This window comes from Serratia sp. JKS296 (genome assembly GCF_900215445.1).
Classification (GTDB): Bacteria; Pseudomonadota; Gammaproteobacteria; order Enterobacterales; family Enterobacteriaceae; genus Serratia; species Serratia marcescens.
In genome coordinates, this window is sequence record NZ_OCMX01000001.1 from 840558 (window position 1) to 853864 (window position 13307).

General features: G+C 61.6%; 13 protein-coding genes. 10 read left to right on the top strand and 3 right to left on the bottom strand.

Translation table 11 applies throughout. The features are described 5' to 3' along the window. The 6 genes from ubiH (at position 1) to CRO23_RS04025 (ending at position 8544) form a co-directional block, all read left to right on the top strand. Positions 1 to 1179 carry a 2-octaprenyl-6-methoxyphenyl hydroxylase gene (gene ubiH, locus CRO23_RS04000; RefSeq protein WP_028128314.1) on the top strand — a complete coding sequence of 393 codons (1179 nt, stop codon included), beginning with the start codon at positions 1 to 3 and terminating at the stop codon, positions 1177 to 1179. An 81-nt stretch (positions 1180 to 1260) separates the two neighbouring features. Then, positions 1261 to 2463, top strand: a complete 1203-nt coding sequence (ubiI, locus tag CRO23_RS04005; protein WP_016930005.1) for an FAD-dependent 2-octaprenylphenol hydroxylase — start codon at positions 1261 to 1263, stop codon at positions 2461 to 2463. Between the two features lie 506 nt (positions 2464 to 2969). Continuing rightward, positions 2970 to 4067, top strand: coding sequence for a glycine cleavage system aminomethyltransferase GcvT (gene gcvT, locus CRO23_RS04010; protein WP_016930004.1), 1098 nt, complete (start codon positions 2970 to 2972; stop codon positions 4065 to 4067). 44 nt (positions 4068 to 4111) lie between these two features. Then, on the top strand, positions 4112 to 4498 hold the full coding sequence (gene gcvH / locus CRO23_RS04015; protein WP_016930003.1) for a glycine cleavage system protein GcvH: 387 nt from the start codon (positions 4112 to 4114) through the stop codon (positions 4496 to 4498). 92 nt (positions 4499 to 4590) lie between these two features. Then, the gene (gcvP, locus tag CRO23_RS04020; RefSeq protein WP_004931634.1) at positions 4591 to 7470 is read left to right on the top strand and encodes an aminomethyl-transferring glycine dehydrogenase; all 2880 of its coding nucleotides are present in this window, start codon (positions 4591 to 4593) and stop codon (positions 7468 to 7470) included. A gap of 108 nt (positions 7471 to 7578) precedes the next feature. Next, the gene (locus CRO23_RS04025; RefSeq protein WP_048797028.1) at positions 7579 to 8544 is read left to right on the top strand and encodes a quinone oxidoreductase family protein; all 966 of its coding nucleotides are present in this window, start codon (positions 7579 to 7581) and stop codon (positions 8542 to 8544) included. A 10-nt stretch (positions 8545 to 8554) separates the two neighbouring features. Here the strand turns inward: CRO23_RS04025 and CRO23_RS04030 are convergent, their stop codons facing one another. The 3 genes from CRO23_RS04030 to CRO23_RS04040 are packed head-to-tail and all read right to left on the bottom strand — an operon-like array spanning position 8555 to position 11164. Next, positions 8555 to 9082 (bottom strand): GNAT family N-acetyltransferase, encoded by a 528-nt coding sequence (locus CRO23_RS04030; protein WP_028127694.1) that lies wholly within the window; start codon positions 9080 to 9082, stop codon positions 8555 to 8557. Further along, entirely contained in the window at positions 9082 to 10500 is a 1419-nt protein-coding gene (locus CRO23_RS04035; RefSeq protein ID WP_033639452.1) for an ATP-binding protein, read from the bottom strand. The genes CRO23_RS04030 and CRO23_RS04035 overlap by 1 nt, the downstream gene beginning before the upstream one ends. Positions 10501 to 10504: 4 nt before the next feature. Beyond that, complete coding sequence (locus CRO23_RS04040) at positions 10505 to 11164, bottom strand: response regulator (RefSeq protein ID WP_016929999.1); 660 nt, start codon at positions 11162 to 11164, stop codon at positions 10505 to 10507. 189 nt (positions 11165 to 11353) lie between these two features. Between CRO23_RS04040 and CRO23_RS04045 the strand changes: the two genes are divergently transcribed. From CRO23_RS04045 to CRO23_RS04060, 4 genes are all read left to right on the top strand, one after another. Next, the gene (locus tag CRO23_RS04045) at positions 11354 to 11587 is read left to right on the top strand and encodes a hypothetical protein (RefSeq protein ID WP_016929998.1); all 234 of its coding nucleotides are present in this window, start codon (positions 11354 to 11356) and stop codon (positions 11585 to 11587) included. Between the two features lie 96 nt (positions 11588 to 11683). Continuing rightward, positions 11684 to 12430 (top strand): SDR family oxidoreductase, encoded by a 747-nt coding sequence (locus CRO23_RS04050; RefSeq protein ID WP_097101421.1) that lies wholly within the window; start codon positions 11684 to 11686, stop codon positions 12428 to 12430. A 77-nt stretch (positions 12431 to 12507) separates the two neighbouring features. Continuing rightward, the gene (locus CRO23_RS04055) at positions 12508 to 12831 is read left to right on the top strand and encodes a BrnT family toxin (RefSeq protein WP_097101423.1); all 324 of its coding nucleotides are present in this window, start codon (positions 12508 to 12510) and stop codon (positions 12829 to 12831) included. Continuing rightward, complete coding sequence (locus tag CRO23_RS04060; protein ID WP_016929995.1) at positions 12794 to 13111, top strand: BrnA antitoxin family protein; 318 nt, start codon at positions 12794 to 12796, stop codon at positions 13109 to 13111. Before CRO23_RS04055 ends, CRO23_RS04060 begins: the two co-directional genes overlap by 38 nt. The last annotated feature ends 196 nt before the right edge of the window (positions 13112 to 13307 follow it).

A 13307-nucleotide genomic window follows, 5' to 3' on the forward strand; every position in this document is an offset into this window, starting at 1 on the left:
ATGAGCGTAATTATCGTTGGCGGCGGTATGGCGGGCGCGACGCTGGCGCTGGCTATCTCGTCACTTACTCAGGGAAGAATGGCGGTGGATCTGGTCGAGGCGACCCGGCCGGACGACCGCAGCCATCCTGGTTTTGACGCCCGCGCCATTGCTTTGGCGCAGGGCACCTGCCAACAGCTGGCGCGCATCGGCGTTTGGCCGGCGCTGCGCGACTGCGCCACGCCGATCACTCAGGTGCACGTCAGCGATCGCGGTCACGCCGGTTTCGTTAATCTGCAGGCGCAGGATTATCAGGTCGATGCGCTCGGGCAGGTGATCGAACTGCACGACGCCGGGCAGCGGCTGTTTGCGCTGCTGGCGAAGGCGCCGGGCGTCACGCTGCACTGCCCCGCGCGGGTGGTGGACGTGATCCGCACCGCGGAGCGGGCGGAAGTGCTGCTGGACAACGGCCAGCGTCTGCGCGGGCAGCTGCTGGTGGCGGCCGACGGTTCGCGTTCGGCGCTGGCGCAGGCCTGCAACGTGCAGTGGCGGCAGGAGGACTATCCGCAGTTCGCCACCATCGCCAACGTCACCACGGCGGAAGATCCGCAGGGGCGAGCTTTCGAGCGCTTTACCCGTTATGGGCCGCTGGCGCTGTTGCCGATGTCGCAGGGGCGCAGTTCGCTGGTGTGGTGCCATGCGCGCGAAGATCGCGCCCGGGTGGATGCCTGGGACGACGCGCGTTTTATCGCCGAGCTGCAACAGGCTTTCGGCTGGCGGCTGGGGCGCATCCTCAAGGCCGGTAAGCGGCACAGTTATCCACTTGGCCTGCTGACCGCCGATCGCCATGTCAGCCACCGGCTGGCGCTGGTGGGCAACGCGGCGCAGACGCTGCATCCGATTGCCGGGCAGGGGTTCAATCTTGGTCTGCGCGACGTGATGTCGCTGGCGGAAACGCTGGCGGAAGCGGCAGACAGCGGCGAAGATGCCGGCGGTTACGCATTGCTGAGCCGTTATCAGCAGCGGCGGCAAAACGATCAGCAGGCGACGATCGGCGTGACCGATGGGTTGATCCACCTGTTCGCCAATCGTTATAGCCCGCTGGTGGTCGGCCGCAATCTGGGGCTGATGGCGATGGCGCGTTTGCCGGCGGTGCGCGACGCCTTCGCCAAGCGTACGCTGGGCTGGGTGGAACGTTAGACACAGAATCGGGCGCCCTGTGGCGCGCCCAAAAACGCGGCGCGGCAAGGCGTCGCGCGTTATTTAAGGAAATCGAGCAGCATGCAATCATTTGACGTGATTATCGCCGGTGGCGGTATGGTGGGGCTGGCGTTGGCCTGCGGCTTGCAGGGCAGCGGGCTGCGCGTGGCTGTGCTGGAGCAGCGCCAGCCGGAGATGACGCCGCCGTCGGAGCAGCCTGCGCTGCGCGTCTCCGCCATCAATGCCGCCAGCGAGCGGTTGCTGCAGCACATCGGCGTGTGGGACGACATCCTCCAGCAGCGCGCCAGCGCTTACAACGCGATGGAAGTGTGGGATCGCGACAGCTTCGGCAAAATCGCCTTCCGCGGCGATGAGTGCGGCTTCAGCCATCTCGGCCACATCATCGAAAATTCGGTGATCCAGCAGGCGCTGTGGAAACGCGCCGAAAGCCTGTCGGACATCACGCTGATTACCCCGGCCGCGCTCAAGCAGGTGGCGTGGGGCGAGAATGACGCCTTCATCACGCTGGAGGACGGCCGTATGCTGACCGCCCGGTTGGTGATTGGCGCCGACGGCGCCCAGTCGTGGCTGCGCCAGCATGCCGATATCCCGCTTACCTTCTGGGACTATCGCCACCACGCTCTGGTGGCCACCATCCGCACCGAAGAGCCGCATCAGGCCACGGCGCGGCAAATTTTCCACGGCGACGGCATTCTGGCGTTCCTGCCGTTCAGCGATCCGCATTTGAGCTCCATCGTCTGGTCGGTCGCGCCGGAAGAGGCCGAGCGTCTCAAGCAGCTGGAGCCGGAACAATTCAACCGCGAACTGGCGATGGCCTTCGATATGCGTCTGGGCGCCTGCAGCCTGGAAAGCGAACGGCTGGCGTTCCCGCTGACCGGCCGCTATGCGCGCAGCTTCGCGGCGCACCGCCTGGCGCTGGTGGGCGATGCGGCGCATACCGTGCATCCGCTGGCCGGACAGGGCGTGAACCTGGGCTTTATGGACGCCGCCGAGCTGATTTCCGAACTGCGTCGCCTGCAACGGCAGGGCAAGGATATTGGCCAACACCTCTATCTGCGCCGCTATGAGCGCCGCCGCAAACACGGCGCGGCGGTGATGCTGGCCAGCATGCAGGGTTTCCGCGAACTGTTCGACGGCAACCACCCGGCCAAAAAGCTGTTGCGCGACGTGGGGCTGCGGCTGGCGGACAGCCTGCCGGGCGTCAAACCGAAGCTGGTGCGTCAGGCGATGGGCCTGAACGATCTGCCCGAGTGGCTTGCCTGACACCTGCCTTCTGCGAGCCCGCAGCGGGCTCGCGCTTCTCGCCTTATGCCATCGCGTTTCCTTATATAACCCCTCATTTGAAATAATCTAATTTCAGCCGCTTTTTATCATTACTTTTTCTAATTCCATGTTCGGTTATCAAAAGTCCGGATCCCATGTGCGGCCATAGGTTTGTTATATAAGTTCGGTGTTTTGCCGCTTTAATTGTTAATTTTGTGCCTTAAGGCGCATTTTTCCAGTGAAAAACTCTGCACACTAGCCCGGCGTTTTACCGCCCGGGAACGGCGATGAGCCTATTTTAACTTATGGTTAATGTGGTCGTTCGGTGATAAGTTCGAGGGAAAGGTATCGTTTGCGTCACGGCGGTTGCACGCAGTTTCCGCCCGTCCCGGCGCAGCATTTGTGTTGAGCAGTCAGTGCGCCATGGCGATCGGGCCGCGAGCCAGTCTCCGCCGCATTGCGTGGCAGCACCCTAACTTCTAGCGACGAGTGGAAAGAGGGAAAAGATGGCAAAGCAAACCCCACTGTACGACCAGCACGTGGCGTGCGGTGCGCGCATGGTAGACTTTCACGGCTGGATGATGCCGCTGCACTACGGCTCGCAGCTCGATGAGCACCACGCGGTGCGTCAGGATGCCGGCATGTTCGACGTGTCTCACATGACCATTGTGGATCTGCACGGCGCCCGCACCCGCGAGTTCCTGCGCTACCTGCTGGCGAACGACGTCGCCAAACTGACCCAACCCGGCAAAGCGCTGTACACCGGCATGCTGAATGCCTCCGGCGGCGTGATCGACGACCTGATCGTTTATTTCCTCACTGAAGACTATTTCCGCCTGGTGGTGAACTCCGCCACCCGCGACAAAGACCTGGCCTGGATCGAAGAGCACGCCGCGCCGTATGGCGTCGCGCTGACGGTGCGCGACGATCTGGCGCTGATCGCGGTGCAGGGCCCGCAGGCCAAAGAGCGCGCTGGCACCCTGTTCACCCCGGAGCAAAAAAGCGCGGTCGAAGGCATGAAGCCATTCTTCGGCGTGCAGGCCGGCGAGCTGTTCATCGCCACCACCGGTTACACCGGCGAGGCCGGCTATGAGATCGCGCTGCCGAAAGAGCAGGCGGCGGATTTCTGGCAAAAATTGCTGGCCGCGGGCGTCAAGCCGGCCGGTCTGGGCGCGCGCGACACCCTGCGCCTGGAAGCGGGCATGAACCTCTACGGGCAAGAGATGGATGAAGGCGTTTCGCCGCTGGCCGCCAACATGGGCTGGACCATCGCCTGGCAGCCGGAAGATCGCCGTTTCATCGGCCGCGAAGCGCTGGAACAACAGCGCGAGCAGGGCACCGAGCAACTGGTCGGCTTGATCATGACGGAAAAAGGCGTATTACGTAATGAGCTGCCGGTGCGTTTCACCGACGCGGCGGGGCAAACCCACGAAGGCGTGATCACCAGCGGTTCGTTCTCCCCGACGCTGGGCTTCAGCATCGCGCTGGCGCGTGTGCCGGCGGGCATCGGCGAGCAGGCTATCGTGCAGATCCGCAACCGCGAGATGCCGGTTAAAGTGACCAAGCCCGGTTTCGTTCGCGCCGGCAAGCCGCTGGCAAATTAATTTCTATTGATTGATTTTTTATTTCTTCGAAGGAGTAACCGGCGATGAGCAATGTGCCAACAGAATTGAAATACGCATCCTCCCACGAGTGGGTTCGTTCAGAAGGTAACGGCGTTTACACCGTAGGCATCACCGAACACGCGCAGGAACTGCTGGGCGATATGGTATTTGTCGATCTGCCTGAAGTGGGCCGCACAGTCGCCGCCGGTGAAGATTGCGCCGTGGCGGAATCCGTCAAGGCGGCGTCGGACATTTACGCACCAATCAGCGGTGAAATCGTGGCGGTGAACGGCGAGCTGGAAAGCTCCCCGGAGCTGGTGAACAGCGAACCTTACGGTGACGGCTTCCTGTTCCAGATTAAAGCCTCCGACGAAGGCGAGCTGGCGAACCTGCTGGACGCCGCGGCTTATCAGGCCTCGATCGACGAGTAATTGTGCCCACGCCCCAGGCCTTTCGCCCGGGGCGTTTTAGTTACCGTTCAAGCTATATCCCGTATCACGCAAGCATTCAGGAATTTGTAGCAATGACTCAGACACTCAGCCAACTCGAACACAGCGAAGCGTTCATCGAACGCCACATCGGCTCTTCTGCGGAACAACGCCAGGAGTTGCTGGCAGCGGTGGGCGCTCGCTCGCTCAGCGCGCTGATCCAACAGATCGTGCCGGCGGACATTCAGCTGCCGGGGCCGCCGCCGGTTGGCGACGCGGCGACCGAACACCAGGCGCTGGCTGAGCTGAAGGCGATCGCCTCGCAGAATCAGCGCTACAAATCCTATATCGGCATGGGCTACAGCGCTGTGCTGACGCCGCCGGTGATCCTGCGCAACATGCTGGAAAACCCGGGCTGGTACACCGCTTACACCCCTTATCAGCCGGAAGTGTCGCAGGGCCGTCTGGAAGCGCTGCTGAACTTCCAGACCGTGACCCTCGATCTGACCGGCCTGGATCTGGCCTCCGCATCGCTGCTGGATGAAGCCACCGCCGCCGCCGAGGCGATGGCGTTGGCCAAACGCGCCAGCAAGCTGAAAGACGCCAACCGCTTCTTCGTGGCTGACGACGTGCATCCGCAGACGCTGGACGTGGTGCGCACCCGCGCCGAAACCTTCGGCTTCGACGTCATCGTCGATAAAGCGGAAAAAGTGCTGGAGCTGGACGGCGTGTTCGGCGTGTTGCTGCAGCAGGTGGGCACCACCGGTGAACTGCACGACTACAGCGCGCTGCTGGCCGAACTGAAATCGCGCAAAATCATCACCAGCGTGGCCGCCGACATCATGGCCCTGGTGCTGCTGACCGCGCCGGGCAAGCAGGGCGCCGACGTGGTGTTCGGCTCCGCGCAGCGCTTCGGCGTGCCGATGGGCTACGGCGGCCCGCACGCCGCCTTCTTCGCCTGCCGCGACGAGTTCAAGCGTTCGATGCCGGGCCGCATCATCGGCGTTTCCCGCGATGCCGCCGGCAACACCGCGCTGCGCATGGCGATGCAGACCCGCGAGCAGCATATCCGCCGCGAGAAGGCCAACTCGAATATCTGTACTTCGCAGGTGCTGCTGGCCAATATCGCCAGCCTGTATGCGGTGTATCACGGCCCGCAAGGGCTGCAGCGCATCGCCGGGCGCATCCATCGCCTGACCGACATTCTGGCCGCCGGGCTGCAGAAGGCCGGCCTGACGCTGCGCCACAACACCTGGTTCGACACCCTGACCGTTGAAGTGAAAGACAAGGCCGCCGTGCTGGAACGTGCGCTGAGCTTCGGCATCAACCTGCGTACCGACATCCACGGCGCCGTGGGCATCACGCTGGATGAAGCCACCTCGCGTGAAGACGTGCAAACGCTGTTCGCACTGCTGGCCGGCGACAATCACGGTCTGGACATCGACGCGTTGGACGCGGCGGTGAGCAAAAACAGTCAATCGATCCCGGCCGCCATGCTGCGCCAGGATCCGATCCTGACCCACCCGGTATTCAACCGTTATCACAGCGAAACCGAGATGATGCGTTACATGCATCGCTTGGAGCGTAAGGATCTGGCTCTGAACCAGGCGATGATCCCGCTGGGTTCCTGTACCATGAAATTGAACGCCGCGGCGGAAATGATCCCGATCACCTGGCCTGAATTCTCCGAACTGCACCCGTTCTGCCCGCCGGAGCAGGCTGCCGGTTACCAACAGATGATCGGCCAACTGTCTCAGTGGCTGGTGCAGCTGACCGGCTATGACGCGGTGTGCATGCAGCCGAACTCCGGCGCGCAGGGCGAATACGCCGGCCTGCTGGCGATCCGCCGCTACCACGAAAGCCGCAACGAAGCGGGCCGTCACGTCTGCCTGATCCCGAGCTCGGCGCACGGCACCAACCCGGCCTCCGCCCAGATGGCGGGCATGAGCGTGGTCGTGGTCGCCTGCGACAAGAACGGCAACATCGATCTGCACGATCTGCGCGTCAAGGCGGAGCAGGCAGGCGAAGAACTCTCTTGCATCATGGTGACCTACCCGTCGACCCACGGCGTGTATGAAGAAACCATCCGTGAAGTGTGCCAGATCGTGCATCAGTTCGGCGGTCAGGTGTATCTGGACGGCGCCAACATGAACGCCCAGGTGGGCATCACCACGCCGGGCTACATCGGCGCGGATGTGTCGCACCTCAACCTGCATAAAACCTTCTGCATCCCGCACGGCGGCGGCGGCCCGGGCATGGGCCCTATCGGCGTGAAAGCGCACCTGGCGCCGTTCGTACCGGGCCACAGCGTCGTGCAGATCGACGGCGTAACCACCCAGCAGGGCGCGGTCTCCGCGGCGCCGTTCGGCAGCGCCTCCATCCTGCCGATCAGCTGGATGTACATCCGCATGATGGGCGCGGAAGGCCTGAAGCAGGCCAGCCAGATGGCGATCCTGAACGCCAACTACATCGCCACCCGTCTGAAAGACGCGTATCCGATTCTGTATACCGGCCGCGATCACCGCGTGGCGCACGAATGCATCCTCGACATTCGTCCGCTGAAGGAAGAGACCGGCATCAGCGAAATGGACATCGCCAAGCGCCTGATTGACTTCGGCTTCCACGCGCCGACCATGTCGTTCCCGGTGGCGGGCACGCTGATGGTCGAGCCGACCGAGTCGGAAAGCAAAGTGGAGCTGGATCGCTTTATCGATGCGATGCTGGCGATCCGCAGCGAGATCGACCGCGTCGCCAAAGGCGAATGGCCGCTGGAAGACAACCCGCTGGTGAATGCGCCGCACGTGCAGGCGGAGCTGGTCAACGACTGGCAGCACCCGTACAGCCGCGAGCTGGCGGTGTTCCCGGTGGCCGGCGTACGCGAGAACAAGTACTGGCCGAGCGTTAAGCGTCTGGACGACGTGTACGGCGACCGTAACCTGTTCTGCTCTTGCGTGCCGATGAGCGATTACGAATAACACGTTCGGCAAAGTTTGTGTTCGGGGGACACCGCATCATGCGGTGTCCCTTTTTATTTTATAGCGGCCTATTCTTTCCTGTACGTTCCCACGATTTGAGGAGTCACCATGCAAGCGGCAATCGTAACAGCGCTGGGGCAAGCCCCGGTTTTCGGCACCTTTGAGGAGCCCCAGGCGCAGGCGAATGAAGTGCCGATCGACGTTCTGGCGGCCGGCATCAAACAGCTGGATCGCGCCACCGTCGCCGGCACCCACTATTCCAGCCCGAAGCAATTGCCGATAGTGCCCGGCACCGACGGCGTGGGCCGTACGGCGGACGGAAAACGGGTGTACTTTGCCTCCTTCCGCCGTCCTTACGGTGCGATGGCTGAGCGCAGCGTCGCGTCATGGACGGTGCCGGTGCCGGAGGCGGTGGACGACGCCACGGCGGCAGCGCTGATCAATCCGGCCTTCGCCGCCTGGCTGCCGCTGCGTTGGCGGGCGGATCTGCAGCCCGGTGAAACGGTGCTGATCATCGGCGCCACCGGCACCTCAGGTAAGCTGGCGGTTGCCGCGGCGCGTCAGGCAGGGGCAGGGCGTATCGTTGCCGCCGGCCGTCGGCTGAGCGTGCTGGAAGCGTTGGGCGTGGATGCCACGGTGGATCTAAGCCTGCAGGGCGAGGCGCTGACGCAGGCCTTCGCGGCGGCGGCGGGGCCGGGCGGTTATCAGGTGATCGTCGATTACATCTGGGGGCCGGCGACCGAAGCGCTGCTGGCGACGCTCAATAATCACGATCTCTCGTCTTACGCCGGCGGACGCGGCATTCGCTTGGTCAACGTCGGTTCGATGGCCGCGCCGGACATCCGGCTGCCGGCGGCGGTGTTGCGCAGCAATCAGCTGCAGATCCTCGGCAGCGGCACCGGCAACTTCCCGCCGATCCCGGAAATGCAGCGCTACGCGACCGAGATTCTGACGCTGGCGGCGACCGGAGCGCTCACTATCGAGACGCAGGAACACGCGTTGGCGGAGATCGCCGAGGTGTGGGATCTGAATAAGAAAAGTGACGTGCGTTCGGTGATACGCATCGCCCGTTAAGCCCCGGCCGTTAGCGGCAAGGGCAGACCAGATGAATATCCTCCGGCTCACGGGCGAACAATTCCGTATCCGGCTGTTCGATGAGTCGGCAGCCTTGCGCCAGATAGAAGTCTACGGTGCTTTTATTGGGGATGGAGGAGACATACAGCCCGGCGGCGCCGTCTTGCGCCGCCTGACGCAGGCAGAGCTGGAACAGCTGCCTGCCTAACCCCTGGCCGCGTTTGTGCGCGCTGACGTAAAAGAACAGCAGCTGGCGCAGATCCCGCTGTGGGCCGCGCGGTTCGGTGTCCAGCGCCGCCGCCGCCGCGATCTCCTCGCCTTCGAACAGCGCGAAGAACGCCCCGCCGCGATCGAAGCACGCTTCGTGGATCGGCGTATAGGTTTCCCGATCGTGCGGATCCCAGCCGCGTACATCGTAGTAGTCCGGGTAGGGGTGCAACTTGCCGTCCTGCAGGCGATACAGAGTGTCGATAATTTCGCTGCGGTCGATATCCCATAGCCGGTCGAGTTGCTGCCGTTGCAGCAGAACAGGGGCAATCATGGTCGTGGTTCGCTCTCAGTCTGTGGCCGGTAACTTTCCGGCAAATCGATGATGAAGCCGATGCCGCGATCGTCGAGGCCTTCGGTGACGCGCAGCTGCGCGCCGATTTTGTCGGCCAGGTTGCGGGCGATGGCCAATCCGAGCCCGCTGCCGGTTTGCTGCGTGCCGGGCACGCGGTAAAAGCGCTCAAACAGGCGGGAACGGTGTTCTTCGCTTACTCCTGGGCCGTTGTCGCGCAACGTAATATAGCAGCCGAGCGGCGCCAGCGAGCGGATATTGGCTTCGATACGGCTGCCGGGGGGCGCGTACTTGAGCGCATTGTCCAGCAGATTGGTGAAGATGGCGATCAGCGCACGGCGATCGGTGCTCACCACCACATCCTCGCTGCCGTCGAGCGACAGTTCCACATCCTTTTCCAATGCATAGGGAACGTGCTGCGCGATGCATTTGCCAATTTCGGCGTAGATGTCCACCGCCTCAATCTTCAGCGGAAAATCTTCCGCCTCCAGCTTGGCCAGGTTGATCAGCTGGCGTGACAGCGACGCCGCGCGATCCAGCCCTTGTTGCATGTCGCCGATGATCTCCCGGCGTTCCTGCTGCTCGGTGACCTGGGTCAGCAAATGCAGCTGCGCCAGCACGGCGGCGATCGGCGTGCGCAGTTCGTGCGCGGCGTCGGCCATAAACCGTTTCTCGCGCTGATTGGCGGCGTCGATGCGGGCCATCAGTTTGTTGACCTCCATCACCACCGGCCGGATTTCCTGATACTGCTCGCTGACGTTGATCGGCGACAGGTTGCCAGGCTGGCGATCGGAGATGGTGCGGGCGATCTGGCGCAGCGGCCGCAGGCTGAAATAGGCGGTAAACAGCAAGGTGACGATGATGGCCGCCAGAATACCCAGCAGCGGTACGGCGGTGCTCTCCGCCGGATTGCCGAACAGCGTGGTGCGATCGTTGAACGATTCGCCGACGATCACCCGGTACTGGCGCTTTTCGCTCCAGCTGCCGGCGAGATGCCAGTTGGCGCCGGCGTAATTGACGGAACCGGACAGCACCGAAGGCGGCAGGCGCAGCGGCTCTCCCTGCGTTTGCGAACTGTAAAGCACCCGGTTGTCTCGATCGTAAACCACAAACAGCGGGTGATAGTCGATTTCATCCTGCATGCCGTTATTGATGGAATCAATGTACATGCCTTCAATAGTCTTGATGATGCCGCGGTAATCGATATTGTCAGTGCCTGTTTCGTCGAGAATATTGGCGATGCCTGCAGCGACGATGCGTTGCTGGTTATCGAAATATTTCTCCATGTCGGGGTAATACCAATATTTCACCCAGGCGACGAGGAGCCCCCACAATAATAAAATGGCCAGCACCTGGAAAATAATGGTGCGCATAAAGAAGGATTTGAAACCGATCATTCCGCTACTCTTTCTTCAGCAAATAGCCAATGCCGCGTACGGTAATCACTCTTTCTTTACCGATCTTGCGCCGTAAATTATGCATGTGCACTTCCAGCGAGTTGCTTTCCACGCTGTCGCCGTGGCCGAACAGCCGCTGTTCCAACACCGCTTTGCGCACCACGGTGCCGGCGCAACGCATCAGTTCGTGCAGCAGGTGATACTCTTTTTTCGACAGCATCAGCAATTCGTTATCCAGCATGACCTGATGGTTGACCGGATCGAGATACAGCGCGCCGAGGCTCCATGTTTGTGACGCGAAGCCCGCCATGCGCCGGTTGACCGCCTTGACGCGCGAGATGAGTTCGGGCAGCGCAAAGGGTTTGGCCAGAAAGTCGTCCGCGCCGGAGTCCAGGCTGTTCACCAGGCTTTCAATGCGGTCGCGGGCGGTCAGGATGATGATCGGGATATTTTGCCCGGCGGCGCGCCAGGCGATCAGCTTCTGCAAACCGTCGCCGTCCGGCAGCGTGAGATCCAGCAGCATCAGATCGAATCCGCCGGATGAAAGTTTATTTTCCGCGTCGGCGATCAGGCGCACCCAGCACAAATTAAAGCCGGCCAGCTCCAATGCGCGGCACAGCGCCTTGCCTAATTGCAGGTCGTCTTCCACCAACAGTATGTTCACGTTATTTCCGCTGAGATCCTTGAGTCGCGCTTATCTAACTATAACGCTGACGGGAAGACAACGGGGAAACCTGCTCGGCCTGCGCGTTCTTAAGCAAACCTTAATCTGGCTTTAATCTCGCGTTAAGGGAGCACGGAAGAATTTCAGTTATTTTGCTGCCATTCGAAATCATGGCTGGGGGAGCGAAACATGCAGACTGAAGGTTTCCCGAACGCGGGCGCCTCGCGGCGGCTGATGTATTCAAGCGTGGCGATGCTGCTCGTTCTGTTGCTGTTGTCTTTTCGCGGTGATGCGCAGAGCCATAGCCACGGCGGCCATCATGCTTCCGCTTTGCAGCGGGTGCATCAGGCGGCGGCGACGGATGCTTACGGCTGCGCCAAGTCGCGCATTAAAAAGCAGCTGCGCCGCCTGGCTCAGCTTTGAAGCGGTTTTTAGGACGCCGCTCTATACTCTGACGGGCATACGGGGCGCCTGCGGGCAGGCCGCTGTGTTGATATCGTTAACCAGAGAAAAAACAGTATGACGAAAGTGGCATTGGTAACCGGCGCAAGCCGGGGGATTGGCCGCGCGACCGCTCTGCTGCTGGCCCGGCAGGGCTATGCGGTGGGCGTGAATTACCTGCGTGACGAAAATGCGGCGCGCCAGGTGGTGGCGGAGATCGAGGCGCAGGGCGGCAAGGCGTTGGCGCTGCAGGCCGACGTGGCCGATGAAGCGCAGGTGATGGCGATGTTCAGGGCGCTGGATGCCGGGCTGGGCACGCTCAGCGCGCTGATCAACAACGCCGGCATTCTGTTCCGGCAGGCGAACATTGAACAGTTGACCGCCGAGCGTATCAATCAGGTGCTCGGCACTAACGTCACCGGTTACTTCCTGTGTTGCCGCGAGGCGGTGAAACGCATGGCGCAGCGTCATGGCGGGCAGGGCGGCGCTATCGTCAATGTGTCTTCCGCCGCTTCTCGTTTAGGCGCGCCGGGGGAGTACGTGGATTATGCCGCCTCGAAAGGCGCCGTCGATTCGTTGACCATCGGGCTATCGCTGGAGGTGGCGGCGCAGGGCATCCGCGTCAACGGCGTGCGGCCTGGGCTTATCTATACCGAGATACACGCCAGCGGTGGCGAACCCGGCCGGGTGGATCGCGTGAAGAGCAGTTTGCCGATGCAGCGCGGCGGCCAGCCGCAGGAAGTGGCGGAGGCGATCGCCTGGCTGCTGTCTGACGCCGCGTCTTACGTGACCGGCACCTTTATCGAGGCCGCAGGCGGGCGTTGAACGCATCCGGAGAATTTTGACATCCCTTCGGAGGTGAGGTATTTTGATTAAATAACAACCAAAATGTAGTTACAAAAATGTATGTTTATTTTGAATGGAATCAGGATAAAAATCACAGTAACCAGCGCAAACACCGTGTCAGTTTTGAGATAGCGCAACGGGTTTTTCTGGATCCCAACCATTTGGCTGTGCTGGAAAGGATCGAGGATGGAGAAGAACGTTGGCAAACGATCGGTATGGTCGGATCCTGTTTGCTGTTGCTGGTGGCACATACGACGATCGAAACGGATGTCGAAGGCGATACAGTAGAGATCGTGCGTATCATTTCAGCACGCAAGGCCGATGGCAAAGAGAGGGGAAGACATGAAGCGCAAAAATTCCGCCAAAAATCTGGCCCATAGCGTACTCCCGCCGTTGACGGAGGAGCAGAAAGCGCAAATTGCTTCACTGAGTGCGTTGCCGGACGAGGGCATCGATTATGCCGATGCGCCGGCGCTGGGGGAAGAAACGTGGCAGACTGCGGTTCAGGGGCGTTTTTATAAGCCGATGAAAGTATCGAAGACCATCCGAATCGATGCGGATGTGTTGGCCTGGCTTCAGCGGCCAGGCAAAGGCTATCAGAAACGCCTGAACGCCGTGTTGCGTGAGGCGATGTTGAAAGAGCATGAGCACGAGGAATAATGTGTGTCAGGCGGCTAACGATCCGGTGAGATTCTCACCGGATTTTTTTGCTGTTTTTCAGGTAAAGCCTACCAGCATTAGCTGCCGCTCGGCAGCGTTCGGTCAAAACCACACAAACGGTCATTAACGGTCATGCTGCGGAACGTGGAATTGTGACCGTTTACCGTTTCTCGCCAGTCTGCCTCAGGCGGTCGCG